Raw genomic sequence first — 20,206 nt, 5'->3', positions numbered from 1 at the left:
TCGTATCTGTACGGGGAAAGTCAAGGTCAGAACGGGTAATCCGGATGAGTCAGAACGGGGCGTCTCCGGAGCGAGTGCTCACTCCGGAAAACGGGCGGCATGGCCGTCGCGCCGAAGCACACCTCACGCTGAAGCACGACGTCGTGCCCGCGGCCGACCACCCGGCCCGGTGCTGTCGCTTGGGTGACAAACCATCACAGCACGCTACTTTTCGTCGTCACGGGGCAGATGCCGGAGCATGGACCAGTCCTCGGAGCGTTTTCCCGCCGACACCCCCGGTCTCTCCCCGGCCGACCGGCGTTGCTACCAGGTCCTGAGTGAACTGGCCATAGGCGCGGCGATGACCGAGGCTCTGGCCAGGCAGAACCATCACGAACTGGCGGCGGCCCATGTCCGCGCCGCCGACGCCTACCGCATGCTGGCCGTGGAGGGGGCGGGGGACGTGGCCGAGTATCTCCGGCTGGAGGACTGGCACCGGTCGTGCGCGGCGGTGGAGGGCCAGCTCGCCGCCGAGGCCGACCTCCGCTTCCCGGACCGGCCCGGTAGCGCCTGACGCGCCGAGGCCCCGCGGGCGCCTGACGGCGTCGCCGCGTCGGGACCAAAGTCCTCTCTTCGGAGTGAAGCCTCAGCCCGTCCCGCCTCTGGTCACCATCCTGCTCGACAGCGCTCAGGTCTACGTCGGCGCCCACGGCCTGCCGGCCGACGACTGGATGACGCAGGCCGGCGGCACTCCGGCCGAGTGGGCGTTCTGCCTGCAGTCGGTGCGCACCGGCCGGCCGTACGTGGTGACCGACGCGCTGGCCGACCCCCGCTACGCGGGCAACCCGCTGGTCGAGCTCGCCGGCGTGCGCAGCTACGCCGGTGTCCCCCTCCCCGTCCCCGTCACTGCCTCTGTCTCTGTTCCTGTCGGCGGAGAGCCGGCGGGGAGGAGGCCAGAGGGAAGGGCGGAGGGGAGAATGTCGGCGGTGCCCGCCAGGATGACCTCCATGAACGACGCGCCTTCCCTCACCGTCCTGGCCGACCAGGCCGCCTACGCCGCGGCCGTGCAGCTCGCCGTGGACGCCGCGGCCGCCTACTACGGCGACGGCACCTCCCCGCTGGACGACGACGCCTACGACCGGCTGGTGCGCGGCATCGAGGCCTACGAGGCCGAGCACCCCGAGCAGGTGCTGCCCGGCTCGCCCACCGGCAAGGTCGCCGGCGGCGCCGTGGAGGGCGACGTCCCGCACACCGTGCCCATGCTCAGCCTGGACAACGTCTTCTCGCCCGACGGGCTGACGCGCTGGGTGGCCGGGCTGGAGCGCCGCCTGGGCCGACAGGTCACCGTCTGGAGCGTGGAGCCCAAGCTCGACGGGCTGGCGATCTCGGCCCGCTACCACCACGGCCGGCTGACCCAGCTGGTCACCCGCGGCGACGGCACCGCCGGTGAGGACGTCTCGCACGCGATCGGCACCATCGTCGGCCTGCCCGGCCGGCTCGCCGAGCCGATCACGGCAGAGATCCGCGGCGAGGTCATGATGACCACCGAGCAGTTCGAGGCGGCCTGCGAAAAGCGCACCGCGCACGACGGCACCACCTTCGCCAACCCGCGCAGCGCCGCCGCCGGCACCCTGCGCGCCCAGGACCGGCCGTATGTCTGTGAGCTGACCTTCTTCGGGTACGGCGCGCTGCCGCTGCCGCCCACCGACGGTTCCGAGCTGGCGGAGCGGCTGCGCACCCTGCCGCACAGCCAGATCATGGACCTGGTCGCCGCCTGGGGCGTGCAGACCACCGCCGCCACCCCGGTCGCCGGGATCGTCGCGGCGAGCGTGGAGGAGATCCAGGCCCGCATCGAGGCGATCGCCGCCGCCCGGGCCGGCCTGCCGTTCGGCATCGACGGCATCGTCATCAAGGCCGACCTGGCCGACGACCAGGCCGCGGCCGGGTTCGGCAGCCGGGCGCCGCGCTGGGCGATCGCCTACAAGCTGCCGGCCACCGAGAAGATCACCAAGCTGATCGGGGTGGAGTGGAACGTCGGGCGCACCGGCATCATCGCCCCGCGCGCCATCCTGGAGCCGGTCGAGCTGGACGGCAGCGTCGTCACCTACGCCACCTTGCACAACGCGGCCGACATCGCCCGCCGCGGGCTGATGCTGGGCGACAGCGTGACCGTCTACAAGGCCGGCGACATCATCCCCCGGGTGGAGGCGCCCGTGGTGCACCTGCGCACCGGGGACGAGCAGCCGATCAGCGTGCCGCGGGTCTGCCCCAACTGCGGCGACGGCATCGACACCAGCCAGGAGCGCTGGCGGTGCGTGCGCGGGCGCGAGTGCCGGGCGCTGGCCTCCATCGTCTACGCCGCCGGACGCGACCAGCTCGACATCGAGACCCTGGCCGAGTCGCGCATCGTGCAGCTGCTGGAGGCGGGTTTCATCGCCGACTTCGCCGATCTGTTCTCCCTGAAGCGCGAGCAGGTCCTCGGCCTGGAGCGGATGGGCGCCACCAGCACCGACAAGCTGCTGGCCGCCATCGAGGTCGCCAGGACCCGCCCGCTCAGCCGGGTGTTCTGCGCGCTGGGCGTGCGCGGCACCGGGCGCTCGATGTCGCGGCGCATCGCCCGGCACTTCGCCACCATGGAGGCCATCCTCGCCGCCGGTGCCGAGGACCTGCAGGCCGTGGAGGGCATCGGCCCGGAGAAGGCGCCGGTGGTGGTGGCCGAGCTGGCCGAGCTGCGCCCGCTGATCGACAAGCTGATCGCCGCCGGGGTGAACATGACCGAGCCCGGCGCCACCCCGGGCGGAGCCGCGACCACGGCGGCCGACGGTGCCGATGGTGCCGATGACGGCACCGAGGCCGCCGAGCTGCCGCTGGCGGGCATGTCGGTGGTGGCGACGGGGGCGATGACCGGCCCGCTGGCGGATCTCTCCCGCAACCAGGTCAACGAGCTCATCGAGCGCGCCGGCGGCAAGGCCTCCTCCAGCGTCTCGGCCAAGACCGCGCTGCTGGTGGCCGGGGAGAAGGCCGGCTCCAAGCGCACCAAGGCCGAGGACCTGGGCGTGAAGATCGTCACCCCGGAGGAGTTCGCCGAGATGGTCGCCGCCTTCCTGTGACGCCCCCTTCGTCGCGGCTCAGGTGAGCTTGAGCTCGGCGGGGGCGACGACGGCGTCCGGATCCCCGGCGTAGGCGGCGGCCTCGACCACGGCCGTCGGCGAGGCGGGGACGAACCCGGCGTCCGTCCACCGCAGCAGCGGCCTGGTCGAGGCCGGTACGGTGACCCGGGCCGACTCGCCGGCCGCGAGGCCGACGGCGGCGAAGCCGAGCAGGACCCGGGCGGGGAAGTCGTCGGCGACCGGGTCGACGCCCTCGGGCCTGCCGTACAGCTGCACGACGTGGCGGCCCGCGCGCGGGCCGGTGTTGGTGACGGTCACACTCGCCTGGAAGGCGTCGCCGTCGGGGGTGCCGAGGGTCAGGTCGGCGAGGGCGAAGCTCGTGTAGGACAGCCCGAACCCGAGGGGGAAGGCGGGGGCGTGCCCGTCGCGGTCCAGCAGCCGCTGGCCGTACCACTTGTCGTAGGTGATCGCGGTGGCGTCGCGGTCGAAGGCCGGCAGGTGCTCCTCGGAGGCCGGGATGGAGTACGGCAGGCGGCCGGCGGCGTCGACGTCGCCGAGCAGCACGTCGGCCAGGGCCCGGCCGCCCTCGCTGCCGGAGTACCAGGCCACGAGTACGGCGGGCACGGCGTCGCGCCATTCCTCGGTGATGACGGCGCCGGCGGTCACGATCGCCACGACGGTGCGGGGGTTGGCCGCGGCGACGGCCCGGATGATCTCGGCGTCGACCGGTCGCAGCCGCAGGCCGGCGCGGTCGCCGCCGGCGCTCAGCCCGCCGGCGGCGTTCACCTGGAGGGCGTCGGGGTCGGCCAGGGTGGAGGCGAACCGCTGCCCGTCGGGGTCGTCGCCGACCGGGGGGAACAGCGCCAGCAGGGCGGGATCGGAGAACATGTCGCTGCCGACGTACTCGCCCTCGTCCTCGGCGGTGTAGCCGACGACGAGGACGGCGGCGTCGGCGTCGGCCGCCGCCGCGGCGGCCGCGACCGGGTCGTCGCCCGCCGCGTGGACGATCCGGGTGCGGGGGAGCGCCTCGATCAGACCCCGCAGCGGGGTGACCACCTCGGGGGCGCGCACGTCGGAGGACCCGTGGTCGCCGGTGTTGGCCATGTCGGCCAGGCGGCCGATCACCGCCAGGGAGCCGAGGGAGTCACGGCGCAGCGGCAGCATGGGCGCCTGTCCGACGACGTCGTTCTTGAGCAGCACCATGCTGCGCGCGGCGACCTCGCGGGCCAGTGCGCGGTGCCCGGCGCCGAACACCACCTCGACCGGCGGCTCGGCCTCGGCGCGGGTGGCGTAGTGGAGCAGCTGGGTGCGCAGGACGCGGCGGGCCGCCCGGTCGACGTCCTCCCAGGAGGCGCGGCCCTCCTCCAGATCGGCGGGCAGATACTGGGCACGCTGCTGGCGGAAGGGCTCCTCGACGTCCAGCCCGGCGCGCAGCGAGGCGGCCGCGTCGCGCAGGCCGAAGATGAAGTCGGAGACGGTCACGCCCGCGAAACCCCACATCCCGCGCAGCACGCCCTCCAGCAGGTGCTCGTTCTGCCCGGCCCATTCCCCGTTGACGGAGTTGTAGGAGGTCATGACGCCCGACACGCCCTCCTCCACGACCCGGCGGAAGTGCGCCAGATAGACCTCGTGCAGGGCCGCGTCGTCGGCGGTGACGTCGACCTTGAAGCGCGCGTTCTCCATGGAGTTGAGCGCGTAGTGCTTGACCACGGCCATGGCGTTGCGCTGCACGCCGCGGGTCAGCGCCGCGCCGAACTCGCCCAGCAGCAGCGGGTCCTCGCCGTAGGTCTCCTGGGCGCGTCCCCAGGCGGGGTGGCGGGGCAGGTTGACGCACACGCCGCCGAAGAAGTTGCCGCCCTGGGCGCGTACCTCCAGGCCGATCGCCGTGCCGACGCGCTCCTCCAGGCGCACGTCCCAGGTGGCGCCGCGGGCCATGGAGACCGGGAAGGCGGTGGAGTTCCCCAGCACCGCGCCGCGCGGGCCGTCGGCGAACAGCAGGCCGGGGATGCCCAGCCGGTCGATCCGGCCCATCGGGATGGGGGCGCGGTTGTAGCCGTTGGTCATCGTGTCGGCCATGCCCCGCCAGAACGGCATGTCCCCGTCCAGCAGCCACAGGCGCTCCTGCGGGGTGAGCAGGTCCAGTAGTTCCCCGGCCGCCTCGTCCACGGAGCGGCCGTCGCGCACGGCGGCCAGGGCGGTGGAGAAGGCGGTCGCCGGTGAGGTCGTCGACATGGCGCACCACTTTCCGAGCAGTATCCGAGCGGTTTCCGAGCAGGCACAACGTTCTTATCTACCAAACGGTAGATAGCGTAGGCTGGTAGCGTGATCGAGATCAACCCCGTCCTCCGAGGAGCGTTCCCACATGCCTCCCGCCACCGGCCGGCGACGGCTGCCGCTCGCCGAACGCCGTGAGGAGATCTTGAAGGCGGCCACCGAGCTGATCGCCGCCTCCGGATTCAAGGGCGTGACGCTGGAGGCGTTCGCGGAGGCCTGCGGCATGACCAAGGCCGGGCTGCTGCACCACTTCCGCTCCCGGGACGACCTGCTCATCGCGGTGCTGGAACGCCGCGACGAACTCGACCTGACCACCGTCGTCGACACCCTGGAACCGGTGTCCGGCCCCGCCGCCTCCCGGGCCGTGATGACCCGGTTCGTCCGGCGCAACCTCGGCCAGCGCTCGCTCGTGCAGCTGTACACCGTGCTCGCCGCCGAGGCCATCGACCCCGCCCACCCCGCCCACGACTACTTCCGCACGCGCCTGCGCGAGGGCCGCGCCATGCTCGAACACTCCCTGCTGTCCTGGCACCCTCACCCAGGCCTGGCCGCCGTGGAGCTGCTCGCCTTCCTCGACGGCCTGCAGCTGAACTGGCTCCGCGACCCCGACATCGACTATCTCGCCCAGTGGCAGTCCTTCGCCGACCGCTTCTTCACCGCCTGACCCCCGGGCAGGACTATGTGGCGGTCCGGACCGAGCGGTAGCGCGACGGCGGGATGCCGTACCGGTCGACGAACGCCTGGCGCAGCGCCTCCACGGTGCCGAAGCCGCAACGGGCCGCGATGGCGGTCATGGGCAGCGGGGTGGAGATCAGGAGGTGGGCGGCGGCCTCGGCGCGGGCCCGGCGGATGAACCGGCCCGGGGACTGGCCCAGGTGTTTGAGGAACAGCCGGGTCAGATGGCGCTGGCTCACTCCCGCGCCATCGGCCAGTGCGGCCAGGGTCAGGTCGGTGTCCAGATGGCCGGTGATGTGATCGACGACCCGTTTGATCAGGTCGTCCGAGGGCGGCGGACCCTGGGTGAAGATGCTCATCTGCGCCTGGTCACCGGGCCGTTGCAGATAGGTCACCGCGTAGCGGGCCACCTCCCGGGCGAGGGCGACGCCGTGGTCTTCCTCGATGAAGGCGAGAGCCAGGTCCAGGGCGCTGGTGACGCCGGCGGCCGTGACGACCTCGCCGTCGCGGATGAAGATCGGCCCGGGGTCGACGACGACCTCCGGATGGCGGGCGGCGAGCACGTGCGCGTACCGCCAGTGAGTGGTGACGCGCCGGCCGTCGAGCAGGCCGGTGGCGGCCAGCAGGGTCGCCCCCGTGCACACTGACGCGACGCGGCGGCTCTCGCGTGCCAGGCGGCGGATGTGGCCGACGATCAACCGGTTGGCGGCTGCCGCCTCGTGCCCGATTCCCCCCGAGACCACGAGTGTGTCCAGGGGGCCGGTGACGCGTTCGAGGGCCAGCTGTCCCTGGAGCGTCAGCCCGCTGGCGCAGGTGACGGGCAGGCCCGACGGAGTGGCCAGGAAGACGCCGTAGGGCGGAGCGCCGCCGTGGAGGTTCGCCATCACGAGGCTTGACGTCACGCACGCGATGTCCAGCAGCTCCGCGGCGTGGTACCCGACCATGACCACACGCCGTTGGATCATGACGCGACCGTATGTCACAAGGACCTGGAGTCCAAGTTTCTGGACGGGTCCCGGTGCCGTCCTTGGCGCGTCCGCCGGGCCGCCGGGACAGTCGGACCACGAACTCGGACGAGGGGGAGTGACGAGGGGAGTTTCATGCCTACCAGGAGACGACAGGACGACCGGGACGATCCCGAGGAGGAGTACCAGAGCCTGGGGACGCTCATCCGGGCCTGGCGTGACCGGGCACTGCTGACCCAGGAGCAGCTCGCCGACCGGGCGGGTGTCAACGTACGCACCATCCGCAGACTCGAAGGCGACGCCGTGGGGCGCCCCCGGAACGCGTCGATCCGGTTGCTGATCGAGGCACTGGACCTGGACGCGCGTGAGCGGGCGGAGCTCACCGCCGCGGCCGTACGGGACGGCCGGTGATACCGGGGTTCTCCTCGTACCGCATACCGCGGCGTGCCGCACCGGAAGCCGTTCCGTCACGATCCTGAGGCTCCGCGCATTCGAACAACGTGCGCGGCATGAGAAGGCTCGGAAGTCCGCGGAATGCCCGGTTGCCGCCCTGGTCGCCATGCGGGCGAATGGATATTTTTCTCGCAACAGCCGTTTTCCAGGTCAGGAAAGGAACCGTGATGCGCGGGGCCGGATTCCGGACCGGAGGAATGGTTATCGCACCGGGCGCGATTCCGTGAGCACTGTTCATCGATGCGGTGGGAATCGCCAGATAGAAAGGGAATTTACATGCGCACCTGGCGGAAACTGTCCACGCTCGCGGCCGCGGCCACACTGGCCGGGGGCCTCGTGCTCGCCGGAACCCCGGCGGCGGCCGCCGAGGAGAGGGCGCCCCGGAAGAACGCCGCCGCGACGGCCTACGCCGCAGAGAACAGCGGCTGCAACGGCTGGGCCTGCGTGAAGATCGTAGGCAGCGGTGGCCGTGTGGACCAGATCCAGGCCTATACGAACTTCTGGGCGGTGCTCAGCTTCTACGGCCATTTCCGCATCTTCGGCCCCGACTTCGCCTACAACACTCCGGACAGGAACAATTCCCACACGCTTATTCACTACAGGAATATAGGTCGCAGCTACGCCAACGGCAGCAAGTTCTGCGTCGAGGCGTACCAGAAGAATTCCGACGGCTCGTACACGCGCAGAGGGCTTCCCTGCGTTTACACCCCGATTTCGTAGAAGGGCTCGGCGTCAGGGAACCCGCATCAGGCGGAGACGGCTCGCCGTGAAAGGCGGACGTGCGGCAGAAAGGCCCCGGCCGGATCACGATCCGGCCGGGGCCTTCTGGCGCTCCGGGAAGCCGGAGCGGCCCTCGGCGTACCGTGAGCGCCTCCCGCTTCCGTGCCGTCAGTCCGTCGGCCAGTTCCTGAGGGTGACGTCCAGCGCGTCCAGGATCCTGGACCAGGAGGCGTCCACGTCGCCGGTGTGGGCGAACCCCCCGGCGATCTCCAGGGTCACGTAGCCGTGGAAGGTGCTGCTCAGCAGGCGCACCGCCGGTGTCTGCTCGGACTCCGGCACCCCGTAGCCGCGCAGGATCGCGCGGGTCAACTCGGCGTGCCGGCGGCCCGCCGCGACCACCTCGGGCGTCGCCTTCTGCGGGTCGAGCCGCGGCTGGGTGGCGGCGTAGCGGCCCGGATGGGCCTTGGCGAACTCGCGGTAAGCGGTGGCGAAGGCCACCAGGGCGTCCTTGCCCGCCCGTCCGGCCAGCGCGGCGGCGACCCGGTCGGCCAGTTCGTCCAGCACATGGGCCACCACTCTGAGCCGCAGGTCCTCGACTGCCCGGGGACTTCGCCGAGCTGCCCTGGGAGGACCTGGACTTCCTGGGCTGGCGAGATCCCGGCGCCCCCGGGCGCGCCTATCTGGTCGCCGAACGCGGGGACCGCGCGGTCGGCGTCGCGCTGCGCGCGGTGTCGGGAGGCGGACGCGCCTTCACCGCGCGCAGCATGTGCTCGCTGTGCCTGACCGTGCGCACCGGCGGCGGGGTGGCGCTGATGACCGCTCCGCGCACGGGGGAGGCCGGGCGCCAGGGCAACTCGGTGGGGGAGTACCTCTGCGCCGACCTGGCCTGCTCCCTCTACGTCCGCGGGCGCAAGCGGTCGGCCGCCGAGGGGGACTTCGAGGAGAGCCTCTCCCGGGACGAGAAGATCGCCCGCATCCGGGGCAATCTGACCGCCTTCCTGGACAAGGTCATCCGATAGCCCGGGTGGCGGCTCCGATTCGCCAGGATTAATCACTACAAAACAGACTTCCAGGTTTATATCCCTTACAGGATGCTTGCATCTGGCCTGCCGGAAACGGTGGAGCGGCCCGTCCTCCTCCGGCCGCACCTTCTCTGAGCTGGTGGTTCAGGAGTGACAAGTGTGATGAAAGGTGCGTTTAAGAAAACGGCAAGTAGCACCATCTAATGTCATTCCTCGTAAGCGGGTCACAGATACGGAGACCCGGATAAACACGCCAAACGCCGTTTATAGCGGCAAAGGGGGAAACAACATGTCGAAGATCAGCATCGATGACATCCCGTTCGAGGGCGCGGAGCTCACCGAGGCCGAGCTGGGCGAGGTCTCCGGCGGCCGGATGAGCGTGTCCTGGAAGATCGGCGGCAAGCCGGCCGAGTGGGTCATCAGCTGACCTCGAACTGACACCACGGGGTGATATGCGGCGGAGCGGGTCCTCCCGCTCCGCCGTTTCCTCTGCGACGGGAAAGAGCATGATCCTGATACTGAGCGACCGGCGGGACGACGCCGTCGAGCTGGTCCTGCCGAAGCTGGAGCGCCGCGGCGCGCGGGTGACCTGGTGGGACCCGGGCGACTTCCCCGCCCGCGGCAGGCTCACGGCCGCCTTCGCCGGCGGCGGTCACCGGATCGTGCTCGACACCGGCGCCGAGCGGCTGGACCTGTCCGAGGTGCGCGCGGTGTGGCGGCGACGCCCGAACGCGCCCGCCCCCGGGGAGTCCGTGACCGAGCCCTCCCACCGCCGCCACGCGATCTGGCAGGCGGAGTTCCTGCTCGACGGGGTGTGGGAGCTCGCCCCCGCGCGGTGGCTGCCCTCGCGCAGGGACGTCGAGCGCCGGGCGCACAACAAGATCATTCATATGGCGCAGGCGGCGGCGCTCGGCTTCCGGGTGCCGGAGACCGTCTACACCAACGACCCCGCCGAGCTGGTGCCCGCCTACGAGCGCGCGGGCGGCGACCTGATCGCCAAGCAGATCAACTCCGACGAGTTCACCGTGGACGGCGCCGACCACCGCGCGTACACCACCGTCCTGAACCGCCGCCACCTCACCTCGCGCCACCGTCTCCAGCACGAGCCGGTCATCCTGCAGCCCTACGTCCCCAAGGCCGTGGAGCTGCGCGTGATCGTGGTGGGCGAGCGCGTCTTCGCCGCCGAGATCGACGCCCGGGCCTCGCGCACGGCCAGGGACGACTGGCGGCACTACGACGACGACCGGGTGCGCTACGCCGCGCACCGCCTCCCGGACGCGCTGGAGCGCGCGTGCGTGGAGCTGACCGCCTCGCTGGGTCTTACCTACGGCGCCATCGACCTCATCCTCACCCCGGACGGGGAGTACACCTTCCTGGAGATCAACCCCAACGGGGCCTGGGGCTTCGTGGAGCAGCGCGCCGGGCTGCCGGTCAGCGAGGCGATCGCCGACTGGCTCGTGGCGGCGGACCGTGCGGTGGACCGTGCGGCGGACAACGCGGTGGACCGTACGGCAGGCGACGCGCTGGACCGTACGGCGGACCATGCGGCGGGCGATCTCGCGGACGAGAAAGACGGAAGATCATGAGTGACTTCGGAACCGTGCTCGAATCCGGGACACGGCTGCTGCGCGGCCTGCCCCGGCGACGGGCGCACGTGGCGCAGGCCAGGCGGGAGGCCGCCGCGTGGGCGGCAGGGCACCCCGGTGTCCAGGCCCAGCTCGTCGTCGACGAGCGGCCCGGCACCCCGGTGGTCGACTTCGACCTGCTGCTGGAGCACCCCGAGGGCGGCACCGTCGCGCTCACCGCGCAGGCCGACGACGGCGTGCCCTGGCTGATCGACCACTCCACGCACTGGGCGGCCGGCCAGCTGGTCACCGTGGACGAGGTCCACCTGTCGGTGGCCCAGGCGCTCACCATGATCCGATCGCTGTCGCGCCGCGACACGACGCCGCACGACGAGATCGTCGACCAGTGCCTGATCCTCAACGAGATCGCGGCCGACGACGGGCCGGTCCCCGGCGAGGAGCTCCAGGCCGCCGCGGACGAGTTCCGCCGGGGCCGGGGCCTGCACGACCGGGCGAGCACGCTGGCCTGGCTGGCCGAGATGGGCATGACCCCCGAGCAGTTCGAGGACTACATCGGCGGCATCGCCCGCCGCCGGAGCTTCCGCCGCCGCAAGGAGGCCGAGCTCGGCCCGGCCCGGCTGGCCGCGCGTCCCGGCGACTTCGACCGGGTCCGCGCCGTCTGGATCACCGGTCCGGAACGGGCCGTCACCGGCGCCGTCGCCGAGCTGGCGGTGCTCGGCGACAAGGGGACCGCCGCTCTCGCGGAGCTGGACGGCGAGATCGAGACGGTGATCGCCGAGCGCTTCGCCGTCGACCTGCCCGCCGTACTGGCCGACGCCGCACCCGGGGCCGTCGCCGGACCGGTGCCCCACGGCGGGGGCTTCCTGGCCGGAGTGGTCCTGGACCGTACGGCCGCGCGGCAGGACGAGCGCACGCTGGCCGCCGCCGGGCGAGCGGCGTTCACCGAGTGGCTGGCCGGGCGCCGCCGCGAGGCCACGGTCGAATGGCACTGGTCATGAGCGAGGGCATCTTCCGGGAGGAGCCGCTGCGCCGTCACCAGAACTCGGCGCGGCGGGGCCGTACCCGCCTGACGATCGGCACCGGCACCCTGGTGGCGCTGTGGACGGCGGTCGTGCTGCTGGTGGCGGCGGGCGCAGTGTTCGTCGCGGCGCTGCACGCGCGGATCGGGGGCGTGGGGTGAAGCGCGTCCCCGTCGTACTCCAGAACACCGCCACCGAGTGCGGGGCGGCGTGCCTGGCGATGGTCCTGTCCCACCACGGCCACCGGGCCTCCCTGCAGGAGATCACCGACCGGTTGCGGATCGGCCGGGACGGCCTCAGCGCGAAGGCGCTGCTGGAGGGCGCCCGGGAGTGCGGGCTGAAGGCCCGCGCCTTCTCCCTGAGCCCCGCCGACCTCGCCCGCGTGCCGATGCCCGCGGTGGTCCACTGGGAGTTCAACCACTTCGTGGTCGTCGAGCGCTGGTCGCCGGACCGCGTCGACGTCGTCGACCCCGCCCGGGGCCGGCGCCGGCTCACCGCCGAGGAGTTCGACGAGGGCTTCACCGGCGTGCTGCTCGCCTTCGAGCCCGGACCCGGTTTCCAGCCGGGACGCTCCAGCGCCGGCACGGCCTGGCGGCGGCAGTTCCTGCGCACGCTGCTGGTGCGCAGGAAGGGCCTGCTCGCCCAGGTGGTGCTGGCCTCGCTGCTGCTGCAACTGCTCGGCCTGGCGCTGCCGCTGTTCTCCGAGGCGCTGGTGGACCGGGTGCTGCCCGCCGGTGACGGCGGCCTGCTGACCATGATCGGCCTGGGACTGGCCCTGGCGGCGGTGACCCAGTTCGCCGTCGGCTGTCTCCGCTCGGTCCTGCTGGTCTCCGTCCGAGCGGGCGCCGACGCCGAGCTGACCGAGGGAGTGGTCTCCCATCTGGTCGCCCTGCCGTACCGCTACTTCACCCAGCGCGGCAAGGGCGACCTGGTGGCGCGGGCCGGGAGCGTGGCGGTCCTGCGGGAGATGCTCACCGGGCAGGTGCTGTCGGCGCTGCTCGACGGCCCGCTCGCGCTGGGCTATCTGGTCCTGGTGTTCGTCTGGGACCCCGTGGTCGGCGCCTGCCTGCTCGGGTTCGCGGCGCTGCAGGTGCTGCTGCTCCTGCTCACCGCCCGCCGGGTCAACCGGCTCACCCAGGAGGAGCTCAGCGCCTTCTCCGCCACCCAGAGCCAGCTCGTCCAGGCCATCGGCGGCATCGAGACGCTGAAGGCCTCGGGGGCGGAGCACCGCGCGGTCGAGCAGTGGTCCGCGCACTTCACCGACCAGCTGAACGCCGATGTCCGCGGCGGCCTGACCCAGGGCCTGCTGGACGCGGCGCTCGGCGCCCTGCGCCTGCTCGCCCCGCTCGCGCTGCTGTGGGTCGGCGCGTGGCGGGTGCTGGACGGGGAGCTGACCCTGGGCGCGCTTCTGGCCCTGAACGCCCTCGCCGTGGCCGCGTTGACGCCGATCGCCGCGCTGATGAGCAGCCTGCAGGGCCTGCAGCAGGCCGGGGCGCACTTCGACCGGCTCTCCGACATCCTCGCCTCCGAGCCCGAGCCGGCCGCCGGGATCGAGGTGGTCAGGCTGCGCGGCTCGATCGAGTTGCACGGCGTCGGTTTCCGGCACGACCCCCGCGGACCGTGGACGCTGCGCGGCATCTCGGTGAAGATCCGCGCCGGGCAGAAGGTCGCTCTGGTCGGCCCCTCCGGGGCGGGCAAGAGCACGCTGGCCCGGCTCCTGCTGGCGCTGTACACCCCCACCGAGGGACAGGTCAGCTACGACGGCGTACCGCTGCCGCAGCTCAACCTCCGGTCCCTGCGCAACCAGTTCGGCGTGGTCAACCAGGACCCGTCGCTGTTCACCGGCTCGATCCGGGAGAATATCGCGCTCAACGACCCCGGCGCCCCGATGGAGCGGATCGTCGAGGCGGCCGAGCTGGCCTGCCTGCACGAGGAGATCTGCGCGATGCCGATGGGGTACGAGACCATGCTCGTGGAGGGCGGCGGCCTGTCCGGCGGCCAGCGGCAGCGGCTCGCACTGGCCCGCGCGCTCCTGGCCCGCCCCAAGATCCTGCTGCTCGACGAGGCCACCAGCCACCTCGACAGCACCACCGAGGCGCAGATCGAGTCCAACCTCGGCTGGCTCACCCAGACCCGCATCGTGATCGCCCACCGGCTGAGCACCGTCAAGGACGCCGACCTCATCCTGGTGGTGGACGACGGAGAGATCGTGGAGCGCGGCACCCACGAGGGCCTGCTCGCCCGGGGCGGACGGTACGCGAAACTGGTGGCGGCGCAGACGGCCGGCGCCACGGGACTCCAGGTCGAGGCGGGGCTTTAGGCCGCTCAGCTCCGTGCACGGTGGGCCGAGGGGTCAGAACGGGGGAGCGTGGCGATCGGCCCTCACGCGGTCGTAGACCGCGCGCAGCCACGGCTGCCGGACCTGCGGCAGCCGGGCCAGCGTGTGGAGGAACACCTCCAGGTCAGGCCGGAAGGGCTGACGCGGGAGCGGCGGCGGCGGATCGTCGCGGCGGGCCTGCGGAGGCGCCGCGCCGCCGGGGACGGGCCTGCGGCCGCGGTGGAAGGCGAGGTGCGTCCAGACCTCGGCGGCCGGCGGCACCGCCGCCCGGTCGTCGGAAGGCCGGACCCGGCCGGTCTGCGGATGCCGCGGGCCCGGGCCGCCTCCGCGCCGACCTCGTCCCATGTCCGCCACGGAGGCCCGGACGGCTCCGGGTCCACCGCGTAGGTCCCGGGCTCCATGAGGGCGGGAAGCAGGTCGTGACCGTACTTCTGATGAGCGTGGTCGGGGAGCGCGACCTGTGCCACCGGCACGGTCAGCGCGGTGCCGCATCCCGCGCACGCGAACACGGTCATGCACCCCTCCGTGTTCGATCCTGACGCCGGCGATTCGGACCACACTCACCGTCGGCGGAAAGAGCGTCACGATGCTACTGGTGTGTTGATCGTCCGGTGAAGGATTTCGGCCCGTCGCGGTAAGTACAGGTGACCGCAGACGCCAAGAAAGGCCGACATGCATGACGATTTCCCGCGAAGTCATCGAGGTCGATGACGCGACTCTCATCGAGAGGTCGCTGAACGAGCCCGAGATCTTCGCCGTTCTGTTCGACCGGCATGCGCCGCTTCTGCACCGCTACGTCACCAGGCGCCTGGGGCCGAGCGAGGCGGAGGACGTTGTGGCCGACACATTTCTGGCCGCCTTCCAGCGTCGGGGCGATTACGACAGGGGCCGTTCCGACGCCCGCCCGTGGCTGTACGGCATCGCCTCCAACCTGATCGGCAAACGGCGGCGTACCGAGACGAACCTCTACCGCGCCTACATCCGCAGCGGTGTGCACCCGGCGGAGATACCGGGTCGCCAGCTGGAGGACGGAGTCAACACCCTGGCCGTCAACCGGCCGCTGGCACGAGCCCTGCTGGGACTCGCCCGGGCCGATCGCGACGTGCTGCTGCTCGTCGCCTGGGCCGAGCTGAGCTACCAGGAGGTCGCCGACGCGCTCGCCATCCCACCGGGCACCGTCGCCTCGCGACTCAACCGGGCCCGCCTCCAGATCCGCCAAGCCCTGAGCCAGGAAGAACGAGGAGAATGACGATGGACTCCCTGAAGGGGATGGATTCTCTGAAGACCATGTGGGCGGCCGTGCCCCCGGCCACCCCGCAGGAGCTCGCCGGGGCACGGCGGCGGCTGCTCGACGGGACGCGTCCCCGGCGGCGCTTGGTCACCGTCCCCCGGCTGCTGGCCGCGGCCGGCGCCGCGGCGGCGGTCGCCGTCGCACCGCTGGTCATCGGGAACGACACCCCTGCCTACGCGGTGGCCAAGGGCTCGGACGGAACGCTCACGGTGACCGTCAACGAACTGCGTGACCCCGACGGGCTGGAGGCCAAGCTGAGCGCGTCCGGCGTCAAGTCCGACGTGACGTTCCTGACCGCGGGCCAGGGGTGCGCGGCCCCGCGGTTCGCCGGCGTGGACGCGACCTACGGCGGATCGCCCGTCGCAGGATCGGAGGGGCTGCGCGAACTCGTGAACGGGTCGCGTTCCTCCAAGGCCGCCCAGGTGACCTCCGTACGGACGATCCGGATCTCCCCTGAGTACATCAAGCCGGGCGAGACGCTCGTCCTGGAGTTCCGCGACAACGGGAACGCGCAGATCCCCTGGCGCCTGGGCGGCTGGCTGGCCCAGGCGGACACCCCCGTGCAACCGTGCACGATCGTCGAGGACGCCGGCTGAGGAACCCCCGACACGGCCCCGCCGGGCACACCCCCCACCCGGCGAGGCCGTGTCCACGGTGTCCGGGCCTGCTCGGGCGCTCGGCGTCGGCCGGTACGGCCCGGGCCTCCGGTGTCGGCGGTACGACTCGGGCCTGGGTCCGGTGACCGGCTTGATGGGACCTAAGTCCCACCTTTCACACCAAACACTCATAAATCATTTTTCTCCTCCGATGAGGGAGCATCTGCGCCTGCCGTGCTCATCGCGCCCAGGAAGGGCCCCGCGGCAGGTGGTTGCGCTCATGGAGGAGCTGTTTTGAACTCCCATCGTGTTCGGACCGGTTCGGCCACCCGTCGTCGTACCGTCTCCCTGCTCGCCGCGGCCGCTCTCGCCTGCGGCGGCCTGGCCACCGTGGCCGCTCCGGCCCAGGCCGCCCCCGTCGCCGCCTGCGCCACGGCGAGCTTCGCCCCCTACACCGGCTATCCCGTCGGCGATCAGCCTCAGACGGTCACCGTGGCCGACTTCGACGGCGACGGCAACCTCGACGTGGTCGCGGGCAACTCCCAGGCCAATACGCTGACGGTGCTGCTCGGCAACGGTGACGGCACCTTCACCCCGGACAGCACACTTCTCTCCGGGGGATCGTCTCCTTCCAAGGTCGTCTCGGCCGACTTCGACCACGACGGCGACACGGATCTGGCCGTGGCCAACAATCTCCCCGGCACGATCGCGGTGCTGCACGGCAACGGTGACGGCACCTTCCAGGCCCCCGTGAGCTACCTGGTGGGTTACGGCGCCGGCGAAGTGGTCGCCGACGACATCGACGCCGACGGTCACCTCGATCTGATCTACTCCGGCAACGAGGTCACCACAGGTCTCGTCGGGGTACTGCGGGGCCACGGTGACGGCGCCTTCACCCGCCTCCCCTCCGTCAGGCCCTCCGCGACCAATCTGCACATCACGACCGGAGACTTCACCGGGGACGGTCATGTGGACGTGGCCTACGCCAACTACGACATCAGCGGCGTCTCCAGCCTTCAGCTGCTGACCGGCAACGGCACCGGCGCCCTCACCCCGGCCGGTCCGCTCGATGCGGGAACCAGTCCCTTCCTGGTCACCTCGGGCGACCTCAACGCCGACAACCGCAGCGACCTGGTCGCGGGACTCTTCTCCGGCTCGGACATCGGGGTCCTGCTCGGCGCCCCCGGCGGCGGTTTCCGGCCGGCCCTCCAGCAGGCCGCGCCCGTCGGCGCCAGCAGCCTGAGGGATGTCACCGGTGACGGCAAGCTCGACCTGCTGGTCGCCGACTGGGGCGGCAGCGTCATCGTGATGGCCGGCAAGGGTGACGGCACCTTCGCCGCGGGCGTCGAGCACACCGTGGGCAGCGCCCCGTCCGCGCCCATGACCGGCGACTTCAACCGCGACGGCAAGATCGACATCGTGACGACGAGCTACGAGACCGACACGATCTCGGTGCTGCTGAACACCTGCACCGCCGCTTCTGCGCCGACCACCCCGGCCGCGCCGAAGCCGGCCGTCAAGCCCGCCGTGAAGCCGAAGCCCGAGCCGACCGTGAAGCCCAAGGCGAAGGTGAAGCTGACGGTCAAGCAGAAGAAGAACCTCAAGAAGATCAAGAAGATCAAGGGCGGCGGCGCGGCCTGACCGATTGCTCCCGGACGTGGCCCGACCGGCCGCTTCCAGGCGGGGATCCGCCCGGGAACCTCACCCGGGCGGATCCCCGCCGTCGTCTTCCATCGCCCGCGGCAGGTCGGCCAGCAGGTGGGCGAGGGTCTCCGCCCCGTTGAGCAGCGCTTGCACGTCGGCCTTCTCATCGGAGTCGTGCCAGTGGTCCTCGGGCAGGCCGGTGCCGAAGAACAGCACCGGCGCGTCCAGGGTCTGCGACAGCAGTTCGGCCGGGGCGTTGCCGCCGTTGCGCATCCGGTGGGCGGGCCGGTTCACCGTACGGGCCAGGGCCTGTTCCAGTACGGCCAGCGCGGGATGGTCCGGCGGGGTCGCGTACGGCTCGCTGTTGGTGGGAGAGAAGGTGAGCTCGTAGTCGACATGGTCGCCGATGTGGTCGGTGACCCACTGCCGCAGCTGCTGCTCGACCTGCTCGACGCGCTGGCCGGGGACGGTGTGGAAGATCAGGTCGGCCGAGGCCACCGCGGGGATGACGCCCCGTGAGGTGCCCTCGGGGTCACCGCCGATCAGCGCGTCCACCTCGACACTGGGACGCATCCAGACGCGTTCCAGCACGCTGTACCCTTCCTCGCCGCAGATCGCGCGGGTCTGGGTGCGCCGGATCCAGTCGTCGGGGTCGAAGGGGATCTCGGCGAGTCGCGCCCGCTGCTCGTCGGTGGGCCGGGTCACCGTGTCGTAGAAGCCGGGAAGAGTGATCCGGCCGTGTTCGTCGTGCAGCCGGCCGATCAGGCGGCACAGTTCGGTCAACGGGTTGGGCGCGGCGCCGGAGACCAACCCGCTGTGCACGTCGCGGAGCGGCCCGCGGACCTCCAGGTGGGCGCTGACCATGCCCCGCACCGCCGTACAGACCGCCGCCTCCTGCACCGACCACGTCATCGTGTCGGTGAGGATGACCACGTCGGCGGCCAGCAGTTCGGCGTGCTGCTTGAGCAGGTCGGCCAGGTGGGGCGAGCCGATCTCCTCCTCACCTTCGACGAGCAGCTTGAGGTCGACCGCCGGGCAGCGGCGGCCGGTGACCGCCAGATGGGCGCGCAGCGCCCAGACATGGCACAACAACTGCCCCTTGGCGTCGGAGGTGCCCCGTCCGTAGACGTGCCCCAGGCGCCGGACGGGCTCGAAGGGGGAGGTCTCCTCCCACTCCTCGTCCTTGACGGCGCGCACATCGTGATGGGAGTAGACCAGCACGGTCGGCGCCCCGGGATCCTCACACGGCCAGTGGGCGAAGACCGCCGGCGGCCCTCCGGCGTCCAGCTCCTCCACCCGGGGGAAACCGCTCTCGCTCAGGCACGCCGCAAGCCAGCGGGCCGAACGGACCAGGTCGGCCTCATGCTCGGCCACGGCCGAGACCGACGGGATGCGAACCCAGGCCGCGAGCTCGTCGAGAAAACGGTCGCTGTGGTCGTCGAGAAACGCGCGTACCGGCGAAGCGGCTGGATGAATCATCGTCAGACCCCCGAGGTTCTTCCCGTCCGGCCACTCTCCCCTCTGCCCCCGAGTTCACACACTTCGAGCCCTTTTCGGTGATACGCCCGATTCAAGAATCGGATAGCGCGGAGCCGGCTCGGGGCTTGCATTCTGTACCCGGGTACAGGCTTACCGTCGAGGAGTGGGGCCGCTCGCATCAGGGACGGGTGGCCGTGGCACCAGGGAGGGCCCATGGAGTGGGCACCGGCGGAATGCACCCTGCCGACCGAGGACCGGCCGTTGCGGCTGGCGGAGTTCGACACGCTGTTCGCCTCGTCGCTGCGCAGGCTGGAACGGGTGGCCCCGACGCACCTGCGGCTGATCCTCGACGGCGGCAGCCGGGTGGAGGAGACCACTCGGGATCTGACGGCCCGGGAGAGCGGTTGTTGCTCGTTCTTCACCTTCACCCTCACTCCCGGCGGTGAGAGCCTGGCCGTGGACGTCGAGGTGCCGGAGGTTCACGTGAGGGTGCTCGACGGGCTGGCCGCCCGGGCGGGCGCGGCGGCGCCCGGGGCGGTGTCCGGGACGGCGCCCGGAGCGGCGTCATGACCGGCGGGTGGCTGCGGACCGGAGAGGTCGCCGAGGCCGCGGGCGTCAACGCGCAGACGCTGCGTTACTACCACCGGCGCGGCCTGTTGCGGGAACCGCAGCGCAGCAACGGCGGGCACCGGCTGTACCCGCCGGAGACCGTGGCCGCCCTGCGCATGATCAAGGCGGCGCAACGCCTGGGCTTCACCCTCGACGAGGTGGCCGACCTGGTCGAGGCGGGCGGGCACCGTCGCGGCCGGTCCGACGGCGGACTGCAGGCACGCGCCGCCGCCAAGCTGGCCGAGGTGGAGCAGAAGATCACCGATCTCCGGACGATCCGGGAGACGTTGCTCCAGGCGGTGGCGGCCGGATGCGACGATCTGGCGGCCTGCGCGACCAGCCCCTGCTGCCCACTGCCGTTCACCGAACTGGCCGAAGGAGGAGCACGTGCCGCCGTCCGCCGCCGGGGTTCGCTGCCGTCAGGGCGGTGAAAGCCTGAAAAATAT

General features: G+C 71.7%; 20 protein-coding genes and 1 pseudogene. 16 read left to right on the top strand and 5 right to left on the bottom strand.

Annotation, left to right across the window (positions count from 1 at the left end):
* The first annotated feature begins 238 nt into the window (after positions 1-238).
* Both Psi01_RS23775 and ligA read left to right on the top strand, forming a co-directional pair.
* Entirely contained in the window at positions 239-553 is a 315-nt protein-coding gene (locus tag Psi01_RS23775; protein ID WP_204066278.1) for a hypothetical protein, read from the top strand.
* Between the two features lie 64 nt (positions 554-617).
* Positions 618-3,089 carry an NAD-dependent DNA ligase LigA gene (ligA, locus tag Psi01_RS23770; RefSeq protein WP_239127963.1) on the top strand — a complete coding sequence of 824 codons (2,472 nt, stop codon included), beginning with the start codon at positions 618-620 and terminating at the stop codon, positions 3,087-3,089.
* Positions 3,090-3,107: 18 nt separating this feature from the next.
* Here the strand turns inward: ligA and Psi01_RS23765 are convergent, their stop codons facing one another.
* Positions 3,108-5,321, bottom strand: coding sequence for a glycoside hydrolase family 3 protein (locus tag Psi01_RS23765; RefSeq protein ID WP_204066277.1), 2,214 nt, complete (start codon positions 5,319-5,321; stop codon positions 3,108-3,110).
* Between the two features lie 130 nt (positions 5,322-5,451).
* On the opposite strand from Psi01_RS23765, the gene Psi01_RS23760 reads away from it, so the two are divergent.
* Positions 5,452-6,027 (top strand): TetR/AcrR family transcriptional regulator, encoded by a 576-nt coding sequence (locus Psi01_RS23760; protein WP_204066276.1) that lies wholly within the window; start codon positions 5,452-5,454, stop codon positions 6,025-6,027.
* Positions 6,028-6,040: 13 nt separating this feature from the next.
* Here Psi01_RS23760 and Psi01_RS23755 read toward each other — a convergent pair whose 3' ends face one another.
* Entirely contained in the window at positions 6,041-7,003 is a 963-nt protein-coding gene (locus tag Psi01_RS23755; RefSeq protein WP_204066275.1) for a GlxA family transcriptional regulator, read from the bottom strand.
* Between the two features lie 135 nt (positions 7,004-7,138).
* On the opposite strand from Psi01_RS23755, the gene Psi01_RS23750 reads away from it, so the two are divergent.
* Both Psi01_RS23750 and Psi01_RS23745 read left to right on the top strand, forming a co-directional pair.
* Positions 7,139-7,414 carry a helix-turn-helix domain-containing protein gene (locus tag Psi01_RS23750; protein ID WP_204066274.1) on the top strand — a complete coding sequence of 92 codons (276 nt, stop codon included), beginning with the start codon at positions 7,139-7,141 and terminating at the stop codon, positions 7,412-7,414.
* 318 nt (positions 7,415-7,732) lie between these two features.
* Positions 7,733-8,176: a hypothetical protein gene (locus Psi01_RS23745; protein ID WP_204066273.1), complete on the top strand. Its 444-nt coding sequence runs from the start codon at positions 7,733-7,735 to the stop codon at positions 8,174-8,176.
* Positions 8,177-8,344: 168 nt separating this feature from the next.
* Here the strand turns inward: Psi01_RS23745 and Psi01_RS23740 are convergent.
* Positions 8,345-8,779 (bottom strand): annotated as a pseudogene (locus Psi01_RS23740) (TetR-like C-terminal domain-containing protein); the annotation flags it as partial.
* On the opposite strand from Psi01_RS23740, the gene Psi01_RS23735 reads away from it, so the two are divergent.
* The 6 genes from Psi01_RS23735 (at position 8,773) to Psi01_RS23710 (ending at position 14,123) form a co-directional block, all read left to right on the top strand.
* On the top strand, positions 8,773-9,195 hold the full coding sequence (locus tag Psi01_RS23735; protein WP_204066309.1) for an FBP domain-containing protein: 423 nt from the start codon (positions 8,773-8,775) through the stop codon (positions 9,193-9,195). The pseudogene Psi01_RS23740 and the gene Psi01_RS23735 sit on opposite strands and share 7 nt — an antisense overlap.
* A 292-nt stretch (positions 9,196-9,487) precedes the next feature.
* A complete protein-coding gene (locus Psi01_RS23730; RefSeq protein WP_203879814.1) occupies positions 9,488-9,625 on the top strand; it encodes a putative ATP-grasp target RiPP in 138 nt (45 codons plus the stop codon).
* Between the two features lie 79 nt (positions 9,626-9,704).
* Positions 9,705-10,784, top strand: coding sequence for an MvdC/MvdD family ATP grasp protein (locus tag Psi01_RS23725; protein ID WP_204066272.1), 1,080 nt, complete (start codon positions 9,705-9,707; stop codon positions 10,782-10,784).
* The gene (locus Psi01_RS23720; RefSeq protein ID WP_204066271.1) at positions 10,781-11,782 is read left to right on the top strand and encodes a TIGR04500 family putative peptide maturation system protein; all 1,002 of its coding nucleotides are present in this window, start codon (positions 10,781-10,783) and stop codon (positions 11,780-11,782) included. Before Psi01_RS23725 ends, Psi01_RS23720 begins: the two co-directional genes overlap by 4 nt.
* Positions 11,779-11,964, top strand: a complete 186-nt coding sequence (locus Psi01_RS23715; RefSeq protein ID WP_204066270.1) for a hypothetical protein — start codon at positions 11,779-11,781, stop codon at positions 11,962-11,964. Before Psi01_RS23720 ends, Psi01_RS23715 begins: the two co-directional genes overlap by 4 nt.
* Positions 11,961-14,123, top strand: a complete 2,163-nt coding sequence (locus Psi01_RS23710) for a peptidase domain-containing ABC transporter (RefSeq protein WP_204066269.1) — start codon at positions 11,961-11,963, stop codon at positions 14,121-14,123. Before Psi01_RS23715 ends, Psi01_RS23710 begins: the two co-directional genes overlap by 4 nt.
* A gap of 33 nt (positions 14,124-14,156) precedes the next feature.
* Here the strand turns inward: Psi01_RS23710 and Psi01_RS23705 are convergent, their stop codons facing one another.
* Positions 14,157-14,486 (bottom strand): hypothetical protein, encoded by a 330-nt coding sequence (locus Psi01_RS23705; RefSeq protein ID WP_204066268.1) that lies wholly within the window; start codon positions 14,484-14,486, stop codon positions 14,157-14,159.
* 331 nt (positions 14,487-14,817) lie between these two features.
* Between Psi01_RS23705 and Psi01_RS23700 the strand changes: the two genes are divergently transcribed.
* The 3 genes from Psi01_RS23700 to Psi01_RS23690 all read left to right on the top strand — a co-directional run bounded on the left by Psi01_RS23700 (position 14,818) and on the right by Psi01_RS23690 (position 17,669).
* Positions 14,818-15,390, top strand: a complete 573-nt coding sequence (locus Psi01_RS23700; RefSeq protein ID WP_204066267.1) for an RNA polymerase sigma factor — start codon at positions 14,818-14,820, stop codon at positions 15,388-15,390.
* Positions 15,391-15,392: 2 nt separating this feature from the next.
* The gene (locus Psi01_RS23695; protein WP_239127962.1) at positions 15,393-16,028 is read left to right on the top strand and encodes a hypothetical protein; all 636 of its coding nucleotides are present in this window, start codon (positions 15,393-15,395) and stop codon (positions 16,026-16,028) included.
* Positions 16,029-16,322: 294 nt separating this feature from the next.
* Positions 16,323-17,669, top strand: coding sequence for an FG-GAP repeat domain-containing protein (locus Psi01_RS23690; RefSeq protein WP_204066266.1), 1,347 nt, complete (start codon positions 16,323-16,325; stop codon positions 17,667-17,669).
* Positions 17,670-17,729: 60 nt separating this feature from the next.
* Here the strand turns inward: Psi01_RS23690 and Psi01_RS23685 are convergent, their stop codons facing one another.
* Complete coding sequence (locus Psi01_RS23685) at positions 17,730-19,151, bottom strand: M20/M25/M40 family metallo-hydrolase (RefSeq protein WP_204066265.1); 1,422 nt, start codon at positions 19,149-19,151, stop codon at positions 17,730-17,732.
* A 213-nt stretch (positions 19,152-19,364) separates the two neighbouring features.
* Here Psi01_RS23685 and Psi01_RS23680 point away from each other — a divergent pair, with 213 nt between their 5' ends.
* Both Psi01_RS23680 and Psi01_RS23675 read left to right on the top strand, forming a co-directional pair.
* Entirely contained in the window at positions 19,365-19,721 is a 357-nt protein-coding gene (locus tag Psi01_RS23680) for a hypothetical protein (RefSeq protein ID WP_204066264.1), read from the top strand.
* A complete protein-coding gene (locus Psi01_RS23675) occupies positions 19,718-20,191 on the top strand; it encodes a MerR family transcriptional regulator (protein ID WP_204066263.1) in 474 nt (157 codons plus the stop codon). Before Psi01_RS23680 ends, Psi01_RS23675 begins: the two co-directional genes overlap by 4 nt.
* Positions 20,192-20,206 lie beyond the last annotated feature (15 nt).

Source organism: Paraplanobispora siamensis, from assembly GCF_016863175.1.
Classification (GTDB): Bacteria; Actinomycetota; Actinomycetes; order Streptosporangiales; family Streptosporangiaceae; genus Planobispora; species Planobispora siamensis.
Note: the sequence above shows the minus strand (reverse complement) of the source record. Positions and strands in the feature narration are given on the sequence as shown.